The sequence below is a fragment of the Brevibacillus massiliensis genome, from assembly GCF_000311785.1.
Classification (GTDB): domain Bacteria; phylum Bacillota; class Bacilli; order Brevibacillales; family Brevibacillaceae; genus Brevibacillus_C; species Brevibacillus_C massiliensis.
The window spans coordinates 163,336-181,622 of record NZ_HE978540.1; the positions used below are offsets into that span (position 1 = coordinate 163,336).

General features: G+C 47.7%; 20 protein-coding genes. 9 read left to right on the plus strand and 11 right to left on the minus strand.

What is annotated here, in order from left to right:
- Nucleotides 1-275: 275 nt before the first annotated feature.
- Nucleotides 276-749: a low molecular weight protein-tyrosine-phosphatase gene (locus HGBM_RS13395; RefSeq protein WP_026074401.1), complete on the minus strand. Its 474-nt coding sequence runs from the start codon at nucleotides 747-749 to the stop codon at nucleotides 276-278.
- An 84-nt stretch (nucleotides 750-833) separates the two neighbouring features.
- Nucleotides 834-1,076, minus strand: a complete 243-nt coding sequence (locus tag HGBM_RS32495) for a GDP-mannose 4,6-dehydratase (RefSeq protein ID WP_147512884.1) — start codon at nucleotides 1,074-1,076, stop codon at nucleotides 834-836.
- 159 nt (nucleotides 1,077-1,235) lie between these two features.
- On the opposite strand from HGBM_RS32495, the gene HGBM_RS13405 reads away from it, so the two are divergent.
- On the plus strand, nucleotides 1,236-2,054 hold the full coding sequence (locus tag HGBM_RS13405; protein ID WP_019121623.1) for an SDR family NAD(P)-dependent oxidoreductase: 819 nt from the start codon (nucleotides 1,236-1,238) through the stop codon (nucleotides 2,052-2,054).
- 95 nt (nucleotides 2,055-2,149) lie between these two features.
- Here HGBM_RS13405 and HGBM_RS27415 read toward each other — a convergent pair whose 3' ends face one another.
- The 5 genes from HGBM_RS27415 to HGBM_RS13430 form a co-directional block, all read right to left on the minus strand.
- Nucleotides 2,150-2,536 carry a hypothetical protein gene (locus tag HGBM_RS27415; protein WP_019121624.1) on the minus strand — a complete coding sequence of 129 codons (387 nt, stop codon included), beginning with the start codon at nucleotides 2,534-2,536 and terminating at the stop codon, nucleotides 2,150-2,152.
- A gap of 48 nt (nucleotides 2,537-2,584) precedes the next feature.
- Complete coding sequence (locus HGBM_RS13415; RefSeq protein WP_147512882.1) at nucleotides 2,585-3,775, minus strand: hypothetical protein; 1,191 nt, start codon at nucleotides 3,773-3,775, stop codon at nucleotides 2,585-2,587.
- A gap of 392 nt (nucleotides 3,776-4,167) precedes the next feature.
- On the minus strand, nucleotides 4,168-5,430 hold the full coding sequence (locus tag HGBM_RS13420) for a sensor histidine kinase (protein WP_245552977.1): 1,263 nt from the start codon (nucleotides 5,428-5,430) through the stop codon (nucleotides 4,168-4,170).
- Nucleotides 5,431-5,723: 293 nt separating this feature from the next.
- Nucleotides 5,724-6,623 (minus strand): hypothetical protein, encoded by a 900-nt coding sequence (locus HGBM_RS13425; protein ID WP_019121627.1) that lies wholly within the window; start codon nucleotides 6,621-6,623, stop codon nucleotides 5,724-5,726.
- 106 nt (nucleotides 6,624-6,729) lie between these two features.
- Nucleotides 6,730-7,377 (minus strand): response regulator transcription factor, encoded by a 648-nt coding sequence (locus tag HGBM_RS13430; RefSeq protein ID WP_019121628.1) that lies wholly within the window; start codon nucleotides 7,375-7,377, stop codon nucleotides 6,730-6,732.
- A 107-nt stretch (nucleotides 7,378-7,484) separates the two neighbouring features.
- Between HGBM_RS13430 and HGBM_RS13435 the strand changes: the two genes are divergently transcribed.
- Nucleotides 7,485-8,246, plus strand: coding sequence for an FG-GAP repeat domain-containing protein (locus HGBM_RS13435; RefSeq protein ID WP_019121629.1), 762 nt, complete (start codon nucleotides 7,485-7,487; stop codon nucleotides 8,244-8,246).
- A 292-nt stretch (nucleotides 8,247-8,538) separates the two neighbouring features.
- Here the strand turns inward: HGBM_RS13435 and HGBM_RS13440 are convergent, their stop codons facing one another.
- Together HGBM_RS13440 and HGBM_RS13445 are read right to left on the minus strand one after the other, a co-directional pair.
- Complete coding sequence (locus tag HGBM_RS13440) at nucleotides 8,539-9,252, minus strand: hypothetical protein (RefSeq protein WP_019121630.1); 714 nt, start codon at nucleotides 9,250-9,252, stop codon at nucleotides 8,539-8,541.
- Nucleotides 9,242-9,769, minus strand: a complete 528-nt coding sequence (locus HGBM_RS13445) for a sigma-70 family RNA polymerase sigma factor (RefSeq protein WP_019121631.1) — start codon at nucleotides 9,767-9,769, stop codon at nucleotides 9,242-9,244. Before HGBM_RS13445 ends, HGBM_RS13440 begins: the two co-directional genes overlap by 11 nt.
- Nucleotides 9,770-10,111: 342 nt before the next feature.
- On the opposite strand from HGBM_RS13445, the gene HGBM_RS13455 reads away from it, so the two are divergent.
- The 5 genes from HGBM_RS13455 to HGBM_RS13475 all read left to right on the plus strand — a co-directional run bounded on the left by HGBM_RS13455 (nucleotide 10,112) and on the right by HGBM_RS13475 (nucleotide 13,787).
- Nucleotides 10,112-11,239 carry an NAD(P)/FAD-dependent oxidoreductase gene (locus HGBM_RS13455; protein ID WP_019121633.1) on the plus strand — a complete coding sequence of 376 codons (1,128 nt, stop codon included), beginning with the start codon at nucleotides 10,112-10,114 and terminating at the stop codon, nucleotides 11,237-11,239.
- 45 nt (nucleotides 11,240-11,284) lie between these two features.
- The gene (locus tag HGBM_RS13460) at nucleotides 11,285-11,551 is read left to right on the plus strand and encodes a hypothetical protein (protein WP_218916996.1); all 267 of its coding nucleotides are present in this window, start codon (nucleotides 11,285-11,287) and stop codon (nucleotides 11,549-11,551) included.
- Complete coding sequence (locus tag HGBM_RS30965) at nucleotides 11,538-11,756, plus strand: hypothetical protein (protein ID WP_019121635.1); 219 nt, start codon at nucleotides 11,538-11,540, stop codon at nucleotides 11,754-11,756. Before HGBM_RS13460 ends, HGBM_RS30965 begins: the two co-directional genes overlap by 14 nt.
- A gap of 296 nt (nucleotides 11,757-12,052) precedes the next feature.
- The gene (locus HGBM_RS30385) at nucleotides 12,053-12,721 is read left to right on the plus strand and encodes a TetR/AcrR family transcriptional regulator (RefSeq protein WP_161605046.1); all 669 of its coding nucleotides are present in this window, start codon (nucleotides 12,053-12,055) and stop codon (nucleotides 12,719-12,721) included.
- A gap of 112 nt (nucleotides 12,722-12,833) precedes the next feature.
- Nucleotides 12,834-13,787: an alpha/beta fold hydrolase gene (locus HGBM_RS13475; RefSeq protein WP_019121637.1), complete on the plus strand. Its 954-nt coding sequence runs from the start codon at nucleotides 12,834-12,836 to the stop codon at nucleotides 13,785-13,787.
- A 125-nt stretch (nucleotides 13,788-13,912) separates the two neighbouring features.
- On the opposite strand, the gene HGBM_RS27420 is transcribed toward HGBM_RS13475, so the two are convergent.
- A complete protein-coding gene (locus HGBM_RS27420) occupies nucleotides 13,913-14,200 on the minus strand; it encodes a hypothetical protein (RefSeq protein ID WP_019121638.1) in 288 nt (95 codons plus the stop codon).
- Between the two features lie 389 nt (nucleotides 14,201-14,589).
- Here HGBM_RS27420 and HGBM_RS13485 point away from each other — a divergent pair, with 389 nt between their 5' ends.
- Both HGBM_RS13485 and HGBM_RS13495 read left to right on the plus strand, forming a co-directional pair.
- Nucleotides 14,590-15,798, plus strand: a complete 1,209-nt coding sequence (locus tag HGBM_RS13485) for an oxalate decarboxylase family bicupin (RefSeq protein ID WP_019121639.1) — start codon at nucleotides 14,590-14,592, stop codon at nucleotides 15,796-15,798.
- A gap of 890 nt (nucleotides 15,799-16,688) precedes the next feature.
- Nucleotides 16,689-17,429, plus strand: a complete 741-nt coding sequence (locus HGBM_RS13495; RefSeq protein WP_019121641.1) for an arginase family protein — start codon at nucleotides 16,689-16,691, stop codon at nucleotides 17,427-17,429.
- A 664-nt stretch (nucleotides 17,430-18,093) separates the two neighbouring features.
- Here HGBM_RS13495 and HGBM_RS31315 read toward each other — a convergent pair.
- Nucleotides 18,094-18,287: hypothetical protein (locus HGBM_RS31315; protein ID WP_019121642.1), on the minus strand; the 194-nt coding region annotated here is incomplete at its 5' end.

Here is an 18,287-nt window from a genome sequence, read left to right on the forward strand (position 1 = left end):
TCATAGGTAACGCTAAAAAACAGCCTGCTGAAATATTTCAGCAGGCTTAAAACCGTCTTTACGTTACCGCAGATTGCGCTTCATCTGTTTTCTTCCCAAGAGCTTCCATTCCCGTTGCGACAATGCCGAGTTTGCAAACAGCAGAGTGTCGCTTGGACCGTGCCGCGGCCGCTTGCGGCAGTTTTGCCGGCAGATTCTGCAATCCGCTGCAGCGTTATAGCCAATCTGCCGGGATGTACAGGTCTCCCTTAAAAAAACCGCCGCTACATACGCTCCTACTTCCTGACGATTCCGTGATCCTGGCAAATCCTCTCCAGCAAGCCTTTGCACCCAAGCTCGACAAGTTGATAGACATGCTCAAACCGCCCTGTATAATAGGGATCTTCTACTTCCCGCTCCTCTTGTTCCCTGGCATAATCCAGCAGCTTCGAGATGTTGCCTGCCTGTGGAGCCAACCTTTTTAGTCCGGCAAGGTTTTCGTTATCCATACAAACAATATAGGTAAACGCCGTAACATCCGCCGTTTTAATCTGTCTTGCCCGCAAGTAGTCATGCGGGATGCCGTTCGCTTTTAACAATCCCAGTGTCCCGCGATGCGGCCGATCACCTGTGTGCCAACCGCCCAGTCCAGCCGAATCCGCCTCAATCTGATCAGCGAGACCCGCTTTCGCGACCATATGGCGAAAAACGGCTTCCGCCATCGGAGAGCGGCAAATATTGCCCATACAAACAAATAACACACGTATCATCCAAATTCCCTTCTCTCTAAAGAAGTCTTCCATTGTTGGCAAGTTTTTTTCTATTTTATCACTTCAGCCGAGAAGATCCCACATCTAGCCGGCATCGGGTCCTGCTGTCGGCCTAACAGGAAGATGTTCGCGCGGTTGTTCTGTTCCCCAAAGGGGAACTTTTACCAATGAAGCACCGGTTGCTTCATCATAAGGGCTGGTCATTGATTGGTTTACGCTCGTTTGGGCAGCCAGGTGAATCAAGACCTGCGGCTTGACTTGGTGAAATATGTGATCGATTTCCTGATCGCAGATCTCCGAAACAAACAGCTTGGCTTCGCGCTGCAGGTTACGGCGGTATCCGGTGGATTATACTGGCTTCCATTTGCTTCTAACTTTATTTTTCGCCCGCTTTGAATATGACAATAGATGACATATATAACAACTAAAATGATGCTGACTGATCCTGCCTTCATCAAAACCATATTTGTGAAAAGGGGAGTTCGCATGAATAATTTGAATGGGAAAATCGCACTGGTTACGGGCGGAAGCAGAGGTGCGGGGAGAGCGATTGCAGTAGAGCTGGCGAAAGCGGGTGCGACGGTCTATGTCACGGGAAGAAGCGTCAAAGGCAGGTCTACGCTCGACTATCCCGGGACGATAGACGATACGGCGGCACAGATCCGATCCTTTGCCGTTCGCTGCGACCACACCCATGATGAGGAGACAGAGTCAGTGATCCGCCGCATCCGGCAAGAGCAAGGGCAGCTGGACATCCTGGTGAACAATGTTTGGGGCGGCAACGAACTGCCGATCGAACAGAAACCACTATGGGAATTGCCGATGCTGCATTGGGATCACATGTTTCAGGCAGGAGTGCGGGCACAGCTTGCAACCAATCGCTTTGCGATTCCACTGATGCGGGAAAAGCAATCAGGCCTCATTGTGCACACAACCTTCTGGGATGACGACAAATACCTTGGGAATTTTTATTATGACTTGGCGAAAAATGCCCTAAATCAAATGGCTTATGGCTTGGCAACCGAATTAAGGCAGGACAATATTGCGGTCATCGCTGTTTCACCGGGATGGATGCGAACGGAGCTGGTATTGGCCGCATTCAACACGGACGAGGAGAATTGGCATACTGTACCTGAACTGAAGCAAACAGAAACGCCACACTATCTGGGACGCGCCATCGTCGCATTATCGTGCGATCCGCTGGTGAGTGAAAAAAGCGGTCACATTCTCAGAGTCGGTCAACTGGCGGAGGAATACGGCTTTACCGATATTGACGGAAGAAAAATACCAGCATTTCGTATGTAAACGCCGAAGAGGGGTGAACTGCCCCTCTTGTCTGTTTCAACCTTTGGAAGCGTTTTTTCCTGCTTCTTTTCATTCCTTTCTCATTGTCCCCATGTTTATTCGTTTTGAGGTTCAAACTCGTACCGATAAGTCTCGATCCCGGCATAGATGTAGATTTTGTAGACATCCTTGCTTTTGAAAGAGCCAGCGGATACAGCCAAACGATCGATGTCGCTCGCGGGTCCTCCGAGCCGCTTCATCTTCTCCTCATAGTGGTGAACGATTTGCTGCCGCATCCAGCTGTCGACCGATTTTTCCTGGTAGGTAATCGTCGCGATCGGAATCGTTGTAACCACGTACAAGAATACCATCGCTCCCATTCCGCTGCGAAGCACGACGCGCCGCTCATATCCTCCCGCGATGAGCGCGATCCAAGCGATCACCGTCATGGCAGCGGTAATCAGGTGCCATTTGGAAAAAAACATTTCCGAATAGAATGTCACATGGGCTCCTCCTGTCGTTGTAGAATCCGCCAACGGAACTTGTCGTCGTCAAACACTGCGTCCATCCCTGCGTCTGTGGCGCAGCCAGTACAGGATACCGTACAGCGGCCAGACGGCAATTACCATCAAGATAACTGCAGCCATCGCGGAAGTGTAATACTCTTCGCCGGGAACGGAACTGCTCTCCGGCATAAAACCGCCGGTCAGCGCCCAACCGAGCAGTGAGATGAGGAGGAAGCGCAAAGGGACCCAGATCGTCGAATGTTTCACCAAGGATTGGTAGACTGCCGCGGCGACAAACAGCACCGCAAGGCATATTCCCGTCGAGTCTGAGGAAATGATGCCCTTGTCTGCCAGCTTGATCGAGACAAAGAGGAAAGCGAAAAGCAGCGTGAAAATGATCCACGTTGACCGCTGCGGTTTCAATCGCATCAGGGCTTTTACTGCGTTCCCGCCGGCGGCCGCGCCGTGCTGCGGATCAGCTTGGGCTCCGTCGCGGAACCCGGCGGGATTCTCCGTTCGTTCCCGGCGCTCTATTTCTTCGAGGATTGAATCTAATTCTTGCTGCAAATGACGTTCGAAAGGAAACGGCATCGAGCCTCCTTCTTCTTCCAACATGCGAAGTTGTTCCTCTTCCGGCAGATCCGATAGCAGCCGATTCGTCGCCCAGAGAGAGATGCCGTGGGTTTGCAGCTCCTTCAGCCAAATTTCGGTTTCGCCATTTTCGTAGAAGGGTACCGCAAGCACTCGCTTCTTGTTCATTCCATCCCGGTAATGGATATACATGATCGGTAAAATGTGAAAGACAGGTTGTGCCTCTCTCAATTTGCTTTTCCGGTAGGCATAGTGATACCGCGCAATATACTTTGAAACATAGACACGATCAATCTGCTCGAACCTGATGGTATCCTCGCAAACCGTATTTTCGGCGTGGTTGTAGATTCGATACTCGATCCGATCCCCGTACAGCCTGTAACGATTGAGCAGACGATTTTTGCGTATCGCCGACCGCAAATAGTGAATCGCAAATTTTACAAGCCATGCCCCCGGCAGCAGGAGGGGGAGAAGTATGTAGGCCCATGATTGATAGAGGTATACCAAATAGATGGGACCGCCCATCAGCGCTATCCCCAATAGGAGGAGAAATGACATGGCTTCGAACGTTAATATCCAGTAGAAAGGTTCCATCCGCCGATCACAGCGTTCGTGGACACAATCCTGATCGGTAGAACGTATCAATAATCTTCCTCCATTCCCAATCTTTTTCCCAACCTATAATACGGGGTGAGCTCATTTAGGTTCCATCACTCCTGTAGTCTCAAGCTCTTCCATATCGATTCCTTGCGCCGTTCTCCTGATGCCAAGGGCAGGAAGCTGGCAGGTCTGCAAATATTCGATGAAGAGATGGCAGCTCGGCTGTTCAAGGAAATGAGGTTTTCCCCGTTTTGGCGAGGCGTGTGAATACCTGGGGTGTTTCAACATCAGCGTCAAGAGGCGAGGGCGGCCCTTGTGAAGCGTCCCACCACGCGGGCTTGTGGAGGCTATACGTATGGATCGGTCTGCTGGAAGGGGTTGTACCGTTCATCCCATATCGGCTGGGGACAGCAGCATATTGGCAGCAGCTATGGATATCATTGGCTGTTAGCGGGCGGGAGGACAGTCCGGCAAGGCGTTCCTGAAAAAGTCAGCTTCGCTGTTGTCCCTTTGCCCAGCTCAGATGTAAAGCTCAGCTCTGCCTCATGATTCACGGCAATCTGCCGGCAAAGCGTCAGACCTAAACCCGCTCCGCCGCCGGCCCGGCTGCGGGAAGGATCTACCCGATAGAACGCCTCTGTGATATGGGCGAGATGCTCCTCTGTCATTCCCTTGCCGTTATCCTGAACGGAGATCACCTTACGTCCCTCCTCCAGATCAGCGGACAGCTTGATGACTCCGCCCGGACTGCATGCTTTTATCGCGTTATCGATCAAATTTACGAGCAGTATGTGCATCAGGTCGGCATCGCAAAACAACGTGTCAAAGCGGTACTCATAGGTAATCTGGATATTTTGTTCGGCTGCCTTCATGCACAGAGCTTGCTCGACCCCGCGAACCAACTCTTCCATGCGAACGTCGCTCCGCTCGGTCTTGTTTTCACGAAGGGTTGCCATATCCAGCAAACGATAAGCGATATTCTGCAGTCTGCGGCTCTCAGACATGATGTAATTGGTCGCAAACAGCTTGTCCTCTTCCGTGCGAACGACCTTCTGAATGTATTCCGCATACCCGTAAATGGCGGTCAGAGGAGTTCTGAGCTCATGAGCCAAATTGTCTACAAATTGCTGCTTCTGTTCTGCCGCAGCAGCCAACTCCTGTATCTGCCGCTGAATTTCCTCCGCCATATGATTGAAACTTTGCGCCATTTCGGAAAGCTCGTCATGCCCGGATACCGGAAGCCTGGTGTCATATGCGCCAGCCGCGATATTGCGGGAGATTTGAGAAATCTGCGAGAGGGGCTTGAATATTCGGTTAAGCAATAAAAGAAGACCGAAAGCAAGCAAACTGGAAAGAATCAGCCCCGCGAAAAACAGCATGTTTTTCATTTGCTCCCATGCAGTGATAGCCTCTGTCGTATCATAAAGATAGACCATCGTATAAAAATCGTAGGGCGCTGGAAGCTTTCCCGAAACCATGATATAGGTACGGCTATCTGATTTTTGTATCGAAACCAGACGTTTTCCATCCTCCGGCGGTTTCGAATAACTGCTTGGCAATACGATTTCCTGCCGATTGGAGTAGACGAGCTGCTTATCCTTGTAAAGCGCCAGTTTCACCTTTTTATCCCCGGACAGATAACTGTACGGCTGGAGCAGAGAGCCTAAAGAGCCCTCAATATCAGTTCCGCGGCTTTCCACAGCTTGAAAATCCTTTATAAGCGCAGATGTTATGAAATAATGCTCGCCCAAACTTTTTTCTTCCGCACGATGAACCGTGTCTTTAAATGTCGTGACACAAATGATTGCGATTCCAAGATTGAAGGAGAACAGAAAAAGGATAAGGGTCGTTAAAAAGGTTCGGTATTTCATCGGCTTACCTTCTTTATTTAAAGAATATCATTCGTGATTCGCTTGAATTTGATCACGGAGGGCGCGACCCATCGTGAAAAGCCGCCAGCATTGTGGCGGCTTGAGGACTGAATGTCTCAATCCTAATCAATAACCATCATCAAGGGTGTTTCGTTTTGTTTGGCAGAGAGAGCCGACTTTTCAAGCTCTCCGGCCTTTTCCTGCACCCGCTTCATAAGCTTTTCACTGAATTCCACTGCGGGCTTATATTCCCCATTATAAACAATGCCGAGCAGCTGCTTATCATATCGCGAGAATGTCATCAAAGCAATTTCCCCATTTTCTCCCGTGATATCGAGTGAAATCGTCGGATCATTGTTGCTGGAACCCTGGCTGGTGTAACCTTGGCCATTGTATGCAACCGACTTGACTTTGCTGTGAACAACGTTGTATTTCTCCGCCAAATTCTTTGCCAGCGCCACATATTCCTGCGGATTTTTATCAAGCTCCGGATCAAAGGCTACTGAAACTTTTTTATCCAGCGTTCTTTCACGGGCCAGGTCTAATAATTCTCCTGTTACCGAGTCCACAGAGAAAGAATAACTGCGCTTGCCGTTGATCAGCACATCAGCGTACCAGCTCGTACGAGGAAGACTTTCGGTTGCCTGGTTGTAGCCCATTTCAATCACCTGACCCTCCAAACTCTGGCCAAATACTTCCCAAAGGGCCTGTGCGCCGATTTCCGCGGCAGCTTCTTTTGTGATGTCCTTGCTGGTTGGCGTTTGGTTGCGGTAGTATTCAAGGTCAATTGCTCCTATCGTGTAGTTTGCTTTCTTGTAGCCTGCCGGCAAGCTTTTTTGTGCCGCTTGGGCGGAACCGGCTGTATAATTCGCATAGCTTGTAGCGATCGTATCCGTTTTTTTGAATTCCGCCGCCGTCACTCCCTGTACGAGCCCCTGGAACAGCAATGTGCTGCCCCCAATGACGACCGCGGCCGCCAACACGGTTTGTTTCAAGCTTTTTCCCGATCTGTTTGCGTTCATCTGAATCTCTCCTTCATCGTTTTATTTGTGATCACAACAGGCAGTATAAGAGGGGCAGATTATAGAATCGTCATCAAGCGATTGTGAAGTTGTAAAACATTCGTCCCTACACCTCGAAACGGTATCCCATTTTATAGACCGTTTTTATTCTGCATTCCATATCCAGCTTCTTCCTCAGCTTTTGAATATGAACATCCACCGTCCTGGTATCCCCTGCATAGTCATAGCCCCAAGCGAGCTCCAGCAGCTTGTCCCGTGATAAGGCAATATTCCGGTTGTTCACCAACACTTCCAGCAAATCGAATTCTTTGGGCGTACATTCGACCGGACGTTCATTCAGAAAGACTTGTCTGCTCGCAAAATCGATTTTTACCCCATCCAGCTCAAAAATCTTGCTTTCCTTCTTGGTGCGTCTCAACACCGCATCCACCCGCGCCAAGAGTTCCAGCATCTCAAATGGTTTGACCAGATAATCATCAGCGCCGAGGGTAAGGCCCTTCACCTTGTCCGATAAACTGTCACGCGCCGTGAGGAAAATGGCAGGTGTCCCGCGGATCTGCCGGAAAACCTCATACCCGTCCATCTCCGGAAGCATGATGTCCAGCAGGACGAGATCCACTTCGCGCTGTTCCAGCTCTTGTATGGCTGCCCTTCCATCAAAAACAGAAATACATGTATGTCCCACCGATTGCAGATTTCTCTTGATCAACTCATTGATTGGAATTTCGTCCTCGACAATTAAGATGGTTGCCACCAGGATCACCTCCCTCTAAGCATAGCACGGCGATGTAATAGAGTTGTAAAAGCCGCACACCACCCAGAACAGGAACATAATCTAAAAGATGACATCAGGAGGAGTGAATGCGTACGATGTACACCTTTCGACCTGTTAACGCTGACGGGGGACGTTTTCCTCCGAGTGTCTCCGCTCAGCAGATGTGTGGACTCGATCAAAAATGGGGCGATGTGAATGGAGACGGCATTCCCGATCTCGTTTATTTGGTCGGCAGCCAGGAACCAGGCAGCCCCTTTATCCAGCATATTACCTTGTACATTCAAGACGGGCGAACAGGGGTAACCAATTCAATTCCCTTGAGACAAAATGCCGGCTACCACCCCACCGTACAATTGGCGGACTTTGCCGGGAACGGCGTAAACGATATCCTCGTCGTGATCGATTCGAGCGGGTCAGGCGGATATATCTACAGTTATGTTTTCTCTTATCGCAACAGCCAACCCTATCCATTATTTGACTTTGAGCAGTTTAATCAAGCACACCAATACACGGTCAATTACCAGGATAACTACAAGGTCAAAGCCGCCAGCAAAAACCCGCAATCAACGTATATCATCGATCTGACTTATAAAGGAAAGCAGTATTTATCGGAAATCTACGACAGCAACGGTAAACGAAAGGAGCCGATTCAAGGGGACGTAAACGCTTTAAGCGGCCTCTTTCCGATCGATTTTGAGCGGGACGGCCAGTATACATTAATGGCCCTGCAGCGAATTACCGGAAGATATCATGCGGATGGACTAGGGTATTTCATGAATGTCCTCAAATGGAACGGCAGCCGATTCTATCCCTATCAGCAATGGGTTTGGATCAATGGCACAGACTGATCTACAAGAGCATACCCGCGACAGGGGCAGGTGTAAAAAAACAAGGCCATGCGGCTGGATTTGAGCCAGCCCATAGCCTTTTGCCAAGCTGTCGGAAAAAGCAGCGCACTTCGCTTCTCCCTTGTGCAATTTTGTGTTTTGCCCGGGGTTCACTCTGCATCCGCCATGGTCTTATTCATCCAGCTACCCCTATTTGTATCGAATGAACGGCGAAAAGATAGATGAGGATCAGCCCCAGCCAAAAGCTTGGCAGCGCTTGACCCGCTCCGAAAAAGCCGACAGAGCCTTACATTCATTTGATTTGCGCTTCCCATTCTCCGTTCATTTTTAATGGGTAATCGCCTTTTTTATGCCCATATACAGAGTTCATTTTCAAAGTGATATGGTTGTTTTTTTCAAAGAAGTCTTTTTGTATAAGAAGGTTCGCTTGAAATTTTCTCGTGTTATTAGTGTCAGATACCTCTTCCGACAGAAGTTTATCCGAATCCGGAATCTCAAAGTCATATTCCTTATCAGTTATTGCTTGAACGATAACTTCCTGTCCGTTTAAAGTTTCACCCGAGCTGCCAACAAACATGAATTCCCCTAATGTAAACGCCTTAATATCCCTATAAGGCATATGATTTCCTTCCAGCAATGTCAATGTAATGGGTACAACGACTTTCTCCCCGCCTGTGTTGGGTTGACCGCTTTCAAGCTTGATTTCATTTGTCGCTTGGAGATATTCCACTCCGGTTACTGCACCTTTCCAGTTTACTATATCTTTAAAAAACCCCTTGACGGATGACGCCATTCCAGGTTCAACAGCAATGATCAGTGTAAACGCCAAGACGGAAGCGGCGATGACTCCACCAACTCCTGTACATAACCGTTTTATTTGTAAACCCCTCCTATGTTTTTGCTCGCTAAGTTCCTGTTTGGCTTTTTGAATACCAAGTTCAGTTCTTCGACGAAGTTCATTCGGGATTTCGATTTTGTCAATCTCCTTCTTGAGATCATTTTCCATTCATCTTCACCTCCCTAAAATTCCTGCGAAGTTTGTCCAAGGCTCGATATAAAACCGTTTTAGCTGTACCCAACGGGATTTCCAACATCTCCGCGACATCCTTTATGGTGTAATCTTGATAGAATCTCAGCAAGATTACGCTTTTTTCTGTTGAATCTAATTTATCAATTACATCTTCCAGCATTATGGAGAGAGTAAAATCCTCATTTTCCGTCTGAAGCAATTCAAAATTCTGCGGTTCCAATTGAATCCCCTTGGCTCGTTGGCGAAGGAAATGCAACGAACAGTTAATTGCAATTTTTGTCAACCAAGTTTTAAAAAACCTTGGATGTTTTAAAGTCTTTATAGACTTAAATGATCGGTAAGCCGTTTCCTGAACAACATCCAAAGCATCATCCTGATTTTTTACATAGACAAACGCCATTTTATAAATCAGTTCTTCATGTTGGCTAAACAGTTCCAAGTAGGCAGCTTCATCACCCTTTTGTGCCATTTTGACCAGGTATGTGGTATCCAATTGTCAGTTCACCTCCTCCTGATTACACTTATTAGACACATGAATCAATGATTTGGCTTTAAAAAGTTAATTTTCCTGTTTCATTTACGGACGTTATTAGGGTGATGCCAGACTCAATACATTGCTGCTAAAAGAAAAAATTGTTTTCAGGATTTGGTCAGGGGATGACCATGATTGGGATATCGTGGAATCCATGCCGATTCTGATGAGGCGGGCAATCACCCTCGATCCAGCGGCAGAGCAGGAAAAGAATAGATCGCTACAGCAATTTTTGCTTTTGGTTTTGTGTCCATATGGATACAATGGACTAGACACTTGCTTACACAAAAAGGATGCTGAAAGATGAAAAAATGTATCGTAGTCGGTGCGGGGATTCTGGGGGCCTCTACGGCATATCAATTGGCAAAAAGAGGCGCAGAAGTGATCATCGTCGACCGCAAAGATAAAGGACAAGCCACTGATGCCGCTGCGGGGATTATTTGTCCGTGGCTGTCGCAGAGACGCAACCAAGCTTGGTATACACTGGCGAAGGAAGGGGCGCGTTTTTATCCGTCCTTGATCGAAGAGCTTGAACGGGACGGGGAAACCCAAACCGGTTATGCCCGCGTCGGTGCCATCAGCATACAGAAGGATATGAAAAAACTCGCCGAACTGCAAAAACGCGCGTTAAAACGCAAAGAGAACGCTCCGGAAATGGGAGAAATCACCAAGCTTTCTCCAAGTGAGGCAAAGGCTTTGTTTCCGCCGCTTGCCGATGACTGCGCCGCTGTACATGTAACGGGTGCCGCCCGTGTCGATGGACGCGACCTCCGCGATGCCCTTTTGCGCGCAGCCGTAAAAAACGGCGCTGTACGATTAAACGGAGAAGCAACCCTTCAGTACAATGGAATACGTGTAACAGGGGTACATGTCGGAGGTAAATACATTACTTCCGATGCAGTCATTATTTGTGCCGGCGCATGGGCAAATCAGCTGCTAAAACCTTTAGGTGTAGATTTTCGGGTAACCTACCAAAAAGCGCAAATCGTCCACTTGGAATTGCCAGGTGCCGACACGGACAACTGGCCCGTCGTCATGCCGCCCAGCGATCAATATTTGCTGGCTTTTGAGAATAAAAGAATTGTCATTGGCGCAACGCATGAAAATAATCCGGAAGGTTTCGACACCCGAATAACAGCCGGCGGCTTGCAAGAAGTTTTCAACAAAGCGTTAGAAACAGCTCCAGGCTTGGTCAACGCCACGTTTTTAGAAGCGAGAGCCGGGTTTCGCCCCTTTACTCCGGGATTTCTCCCTGTCATCGGCGCTTTGCCCGGTTGGGAAGGAATCCTCGTGGCAAATGGTCTGGGAGCGTCGGGTCTGACAACGGGACCCTATATCGGATTTCAACTGGCCAAGCTTGCTCTCGGACTGGAAATGGATATTGATCTGGAAAACTACAGTGTCAAAGGTGCAATTGGTGACAGCCAGTAAAAGCTTCTGCCAGGGGTACCCATCCTTTGTCATACAGTGGAGATCGTGCAGAATACTGTCGGCTCTGCTTCCCTGAAAGACCACATGCAGATCATCACTGACCCGGATGAAGTGCAAATGCATGCCTACTCCAATAAGGAAGTGGCTGTAATCTCGGTCGTACGCAAACTGAACCTGCCAGCCAATAACGTTGCCTTTACCTCACCCGTCTTCTTCCTGTTTACTGACAAGATGATCCCGTCCGATTCCTTGTCTGCCTTGCGGGCGATACGGTTTGCCAACCAAGGGGAGATTCAGGATGAAAATCATTGATGCCCATATGCATTTATACCGGATTGAAGAGTTTAAACGGACAGCGGAAAAGTCATTAGTCGATTACTCTTGTCGTGGGCAAGAGGTGTTATACAAGACAGCATTGAAGGTGTTTCCGAAGATCAGGCCGTTGGTTGAGCAAATTGCGATGGCTGCCAAACTGCCGCATATACAAATCCCATGTCACTTCACGTTCACGGTGTGAAGAAGCATGGGATTCTTCATGCCGGATCAGAAGCGATTTACCTACAGGTCAAATTTTCTCGAAGATAAACATTTCCCGGGATACGGGCTACACCAATACTTGACAACATCCGCGAATAAAATTTATTATAAAAACATACTTTTCAGAATGTGAATATAGCTAATCCAAAAGGGGTGTAAAAAATAAGATCCTCTGAACAAATTCACAAAGCCATTACCGTTTTAGCTGATCGGCTTCCCTACGATAAGATTACATTTGCCGAAATCGCTAAAGAAGCAAACCTGCATTGGACAACAGTGAAAAGGTATTTTGGCAGCAAGTCAGCGCTGAGAACTTTTTTAAGGAAGCATCACCAACAGTCCAAAGCGGACACTAAATCCAAAATATTGATTTCAGCGCGTCATGTATTTGCAACTCATGGATATGGGGGCGCTACGCTTGATCTGGTCGCTCAGGAAGCAGGCATGACCAAAGGCGCCGTCTATTGGCATTTTTCCAGCAAGAGCGATTTGTTCCTGGCTCTATGCGAACAAAGCCTGAGCAAGCTTCTGAACGAACTGCCAAACCAAGCCCATCAAGTAATGACCTCAGTCAATCCGTTGAAAGCCTTGGAGTTATTGCTGGAATCAGAATTTGATTCATGTGAAGCGGGATCAGGCGAACGTCCGTTGTTGTTTTTCGAATTTGTTGCCAATAGCCGTGAACCTGAGATCCGGGAAAAGCTGGCCGAAGCATTTTCCAGACTGTTTCTCGGAACCTCGGATGTAATGAAAGAACTGCAACGCAAAGGATTCATTATCGAAACTATCGATCCTCATGCCTTGTCTATCGCACTTCACTCCCTTATAAATGGGGTTGTGCTCATGTGGTTGCTCGCGCCGGATCAAGTTGATTTCAAGATGTTATCTAAAGAAATTTCAACCATTTTATGGCATGGAATTCGTCCGAATACAAGTATCGAGTAATTTGTCCTTACCGATACGATTTTTGCTATCGAGACAACATACTCACAAGTATGCTTTTATTGCAATTTTATCAGGCTGGTGATTCAGGAAACCATTTAAGGAGAGAAAGAGAATGTGGATATTCGTTGTTTTATCAATATCTATCGGATTGGGTGGCCTATTCTGCTACAACCGGTTTCTGTTTAGGCAGGGGGAATCGAGGTTTCCTCCGACTGGACGGTTTGTGTCGGCTGAAGGGATTAAATTGCATTATATAAGCAAAGGCTCCGGCAAACCAATCGTATTTCTCCACGGCGGTGTGCTGACCGGCAGCGATTTCGAACAGGTGCTGAACATGGCTGCTGACAAAGGATATCAGGCGATCGCCTTCGACCGTCCAGGATATGGCTATAGTGAAAGACCCCGGAATGAACCCGTAACCCCAATCGTGCAAGTGCGGCTAATCCATGCCGCCTTAGTGGAGCTAGGGATCGAGAAACCAATCTTGGTAGGACATTCTTGGAGCGGAATGATGGTTTTGTCATACGCCTTGCTTTATCCACAGGAGATTGACGGAATTATTACGTTGGGCGGGGCGATGTATAAGGAAGGCTATCCGGCAGAGAACGGCGATCCAATCTCAACGATAGTGGTGACCTCTGTCATTGGGAACCTGCTGCTTCATACAGCATTGCGATTCCCGTTTGGAACAGTCTTGGCAGATCGGATATTAGAAGCGACCTTCGCCCCCGAATCTATTCCTCCTGGTTATCGGGAAGCGACTCATGCGCTATGGCTTCGCCCTGGACAGTTTAAAGCCAATCGGGAAGATGTTTTGGCCTTTGCCCCTGCGGCAGAGCAAATCAGCAAACGCTACAAGGAAATTGATACCCCGGTAGTCATTGTCGCAGGAAATGAAGATCCGTTTGGAACCATCGAACAAGCGCATCGATTAAAGAAAGATATAAAACATGCCGAGCTCATCATTCTGCCTAAAGTTGCCCATATGCTTCCACAAAACCATCCAGAATTGGTCATGAATGCGGTCGATAGACTCGTAAGGCTGCATTCAAAAAAATCAAGCTAAATAAGATCGTCAGCCATTCTCTATGACATAGGAGTATCAATTTTTTTCGATCGCAGGCCTTTTTGATTATCTAAAAACCGTTGAGGGCAATCTCTTTGTTTTCATAAACTGTGGGAGCTAATGGGTTATATACTAGTACCTTTTGCAACAAACGTTCTGACTTTACGAACACATGAAATGTCAACCTTTCCGGTAACCCCCTGTAGATATAACTCAGTATCCTCCCACCAAGGTTCTTTCTTTAATGATTCAAAGTCAAAAATTCGTTCCCAGCTTTGTTCTTTTGTCATTTCCAGCTCTCCCCGATAAAAGGCATCCCACTCATCTTCATCTACAGCCAAAAATCCGTTCGTAAGCACGCAATGCCAGGCATCAAAATCTGACAACAACACATGATACCCAGTAATCCCCAATTCAAAATGTCATCCATGACGATGGTATGGCAGCGATGTTTCCACGCGAAATCCACGATCTTCCGACTCGCTTGATGCAAGAAGTTATGGGCATAGCGATTCCATAATCCTCACGCTTGCCGGTTTGTTTCATGGCAATGGAAGTAACCCGAGCGATCTCTTTGTTATAGTAGCGGTTTTTGCTCTGTTTTTTTCGATTTTCCATGACACTCATTTCAACTTACTAGTTGGTAAGTGTCAAATCAATTTACCCGCAATCTACTCCGCATCTTTCACATAGGTCTTATGACCAGGAACATTCATGATGTGCCAATGAAAGGACAAATTTCCAGCCCAACTCTTTTGCATAGTCTACATTAGTTTTTATGGAGGGTTTGGGAGGAATGTTTATGAAACAAAGTCCTTATAATCAAGCCGCAGCTGGCAATATACCGCAGCCGATAAGGAATGATGGTACCGGTTGGTGGGATCTTGGCCCGCGTGACGTCCTGCGCGACCAAGAGAACCCCGACATGCTGGTTCCACCCGCCACCGATGCCGGAACGATCCCTAACTTAAAGTTTTCTTTCTCAGACACGTACATGCAATTAAATCACGGTGGCTGGTCAAGGGAAGTAACGGTTAGACAGCTCCCGATCGCAACCACGCTTGCCGGTGTGAACATGGCTCTGACTCCGGGCGGTGTACGTGAGCTGCATTGGCATCAGCAGGCGGAATGGTCGATCATGCTTGTGGGCAGGGCGCGCATCACGGCAGTCGATCAGAACGGCAGAAACTTCATCGCAGATATTGGTGTGGGCGACTTGTGGTATTTTCCCCCCGGCATTCCGCATTCGATCCAAGGATTGGAAGAAGGCTGTGAGTTTCTGCTCGTCTTTGACGACGGCAGTTTTTCCGATCTAAACACTTTATCGATCTCCGACTGGTTCGCCCATACACCAAAGGATGTCCTTTCGGCGAATTTCGGAGTGCCGGAAAGCGCTTTTGCTTGTATCCCCGATCATCAGCTGTACATTTTCCAAGGAGAAATTCCCGGCCCCCTGGAAGCTCAAGAGGTGCCGGATCCCTATGGTACTGTGCCGCTGAACTTTTCCCACCGGCTGCTGGCTCAAAAACTTCTCAATTTTCCGGGGGGTACAGTGCGGATCGTGGATTCAACAAACTGTCCCATCTCAACCCGGGTAGCGGCGGCGTTGGTGGAGATAAAGCCGGGCGGCATGAGGGAAATGCACTGGCATCCCAACAACGATGAATGGCAGTATTATATCTCGGGAACGGGACGCATGACGGTATTTGCGCCCAATGGAACGGCCCGTACTTTCGATTATCGGGCTGGGGATGTAGGGTATGTACCATTTGCTTTTGGGCACTATATCCAAAACACCGGCGACCAAAGCTTGTGGTTTTTGGAGATGTTTAAGAGCGATCGTTTTGAAGACGTTTCTCTAAATCAGTGGATGGCGCTCACGCCTCGTCAATTGGTACAAGAGAACCTAAATGCAGGTCCGGAATTACTAAACGCATTGCGGAAGGAAAAGTGGCCAGTAGTGAAATATCCGGGGTTCTCCTATTACCCAAGAACGAATAGACCGTTTTGAAGGTGAAAGATAGTGGACCCTATCAGGATCGAACCAACGTGTCCGAAAGCCTATGATTGTACGGGTTTTCTGACTTCAGTATGCTTTGTTTTGTGGATTCCAGAAATTCCCGCATCTTACTTAGGGTTTGTGATCATTGGGTCGAATCAATTTTATCAAGCAAATGGGGACAGAAATAGTATCTGTCCCCATTTCGTCCCCAACTCCCCTATTCGATCACATGAAACCCTTATACACCAAGCACTCAACCGCCTCAACATGTGTTGCGTTCGGAATCGGGACAAGCCCGCGCCTCTTGCCTTGAACGCTATTCTGAAAGCGGCTTGCATTCGTACATACAATCAAATCCTTGCTCCAATTGTAGAGCAGCTTGGCCGCAGAGGAGGGGCATTTGCCGATCAAAAGGGACATTCATATTTGGTTTATCCTGCTGTGCTGCTGAGCTTTATCTGCTTTGTATTGCTGGCTATTTTTGTTGGATTATCTCCATCTATCATCATGGTTTTGCTGTTGTTAACTAATGTTGGGTCCTTCATGCGAATTGCGATGTCAAATACAATTTCCCAAACGATGTCTAAAGACCAGATCCATTTTTTTCTCTGCTTACTATGATCTCAGTCATCATGGCAAAATGTATAATAGGCAAATTTTTATATACGGACAATGTGACGTTTCACTAGCTATACTCGCTATCATATCCTGGCTCGACCCTTTCGCTTCCGTTTCGGAAGCCGAAAGGGCCGCTGTTTATTGCCGCGCACGATCTGGACGCGAATTCGCTCTCGCAAATGGATAAGTTTAGGAGAAATGTGGTATTCTTAGATTAGCAGTGGTCATAGACTTGAAACATGAATGAACATGAACGTCTTTTCGCAAGGAGATGATGGATCATGGGACTTCTTCATCATGAAGTGACGGTGCTGAATTTCGATCATTTGTACAAGCAACAGCCTCAATTGTCCGACAGAGCCGACGAATGGATCGAGCTGTCGAACATCCCTTCCACGAATTTGTTCTGCACCCGCGAAGCGCTTGCGGAAATCCGCCGCAGGCTGTCCGCCCGCAAGACGAGCGGCATCACTTATATCGGTAGCGGAAACCATCACTATGTCTCCTACGCTTTCCTCAGCGAGATCGACCACCCGTTCAGCCTCGTCTTGTTCGACAATCATACCGACGCCCAGCAATCGGACCAACTGCCTGGGCTGCTGACGTGCGGGTCGTGGGTAGCCGAAGCGATTACGCGCCTTCCCCTCTTGCAGCAAGTGGTGTGGGTCGGCGTTCAATCGGACTCGTTCTCCGGCGATCCGGGCATTCGATCCAAAATGTTGCTGCTGCCTGATTTGGAGCATCCCGGGCAGCTACTGTCTTCTCTTGTCGCTGATGACATCTATATCAGCATCGACAAGGACGTGCTGGACGAAGCAGATGCCGTCACCAATTGGGATCAGGGCAAGATGCGCCTGAAGCAGCTGATCATGGCGCTGCACACACTCGTCTTGAACAAAAACGTGATCGGCATCGACATTTGCGGCGAACTGAGGGTCGCTCCTGGCGACGAATGGAAATATTCCGAACAGATCCGCCTGAATGAGAAAGCGAACCTGGCGATTCTGGAATCATTGCTGTAAAAAAGCAGGTGCCCACCTACCCGCGCCTCAGGTCGAAAGGGTATTGGCCGATAAATTTCTGCATCGGCGTAAAATACGGCCAACGAAGAAGCGGATTTGCCTCGGCTGATCGGAATGTGGCGTCGCGAATCGTTCCCAGATTCCTTGGCATGGCAACCCCGTAAACATGGAAAAGAAATCCATAATTCAGCAATCGAGAAGAAATGTCCAGTAGTCCAAAGTGATAATCCTAAGGTACAGCACCAATCACCTCATAATCATCCAACTTCCGCCCAAGATGGGCGGAAGTTCAATCGTATTCTTTAGTCCATGTAATGCCATCTTTACTAACAGATAAAGTAAAAAAAGACTCATCCATGCGAGTCTCCAAAACCGCTTGCATATTTTAGCATATATTTAAACTTCAAAGAATTGATTATCTATTCGCCAATACATCTCCGATTTAATTGTCCTTCCGCACCAACAGTGAGCAGCACTCCACATGCCCCGTATGGCGGGATAATACCCGTTTATTTACCTTTCTGTTATACTGCCACAAAACAGCATTAAATCAAGGTTCTGATTGTTCACTTAATGTTCTGTTATCCTATAAAATATACTTTAACATCAATTTTCACATCAACTAATGACTGCATATGAATTTAAAACCACAACTTCTTCTCGGTTATCTCTGTTTCCTTAGTTGTTCTTTCCACTGCTCATGAAACCCTAGTAACCTAATGTCCACGTCGTTGTATTCATCAACAATGGATTCCAATTCTATAACCCAAACATTCCAGGTTGAAGAATCAATGATTAGATACTGTAGATTAAAGATCATGGCATACAGTTGGTTATTTTTAATTTCATACTTTTTGT

Coding starts and splice junctions, on each gene's coding strand:
- HGBM_RS13495 (WP_019121641.1), top strand. CDS start 16,689: ATGGGACTTCTTCATCATGAAGTGACGGTGCTGAATTTCGATCATTTG.
- HGBM_RS13425 (WP_019121627.1), bottom strand. CDS start 6,623: ATGAACGCAAACAGATCGGGAAAAAGCTTGAAACAAACCGTGTTGGCG.
- HGBM_RS13455 (WP_019121633.1), top strand. CDS start 10,112: ATGAAAAAATGTATCGTAGTCGGTGCGGGGATTCTGGGGGCCTCTACG.
- HGBM_RS13485 (WP_019121639.1), top strand. CDS start 14,590: ATGAAACAAAGTCCTTATAATCAAGCCGCAGCTGGCAATATACCGCAG.
- HGBM_RS30965 (WP_019121635.1), top strand. CDS start 11,538: ATGAAAATCATTGATGCCCATATGCATTTATACCGGATTGAAGAGTTT.
- HGBM_RS13405 (WP_019121623.1), top strand. CDS start 1,236: ATGAATAATTTGAATGGGAAAATCGCACTGGTTACGGGCGGAAGCAGA.
- HGBM_RS13440 (WP_019121630.1), bottom strand. CDS start 9,252: ATGGAAAATGATCTCAAGAAGGAGATTGACAAAATCGAAATCCCGAAT.
- HGBM_RS13395 (WP_026074401.1), bottom strand. CDS start 749: ATGATACGTGTGTTATTTGTTTGTATGGGCAATATTTGCCGCTCTCCG.
- HGBM_RS13475 (WP_019121637.1), top strand. CDS start 12,834: ATGTGGATATTCGTTGTTTTATCAATATCTATCGGATTGGGTGGCCTA.
- HGBM_RS13435 (WP_019121629.1), top strand. CDS start 7,485: ATGCGTACGATGTACACCTTTCGACCTGTTAACGCTGACGGGGGACGT.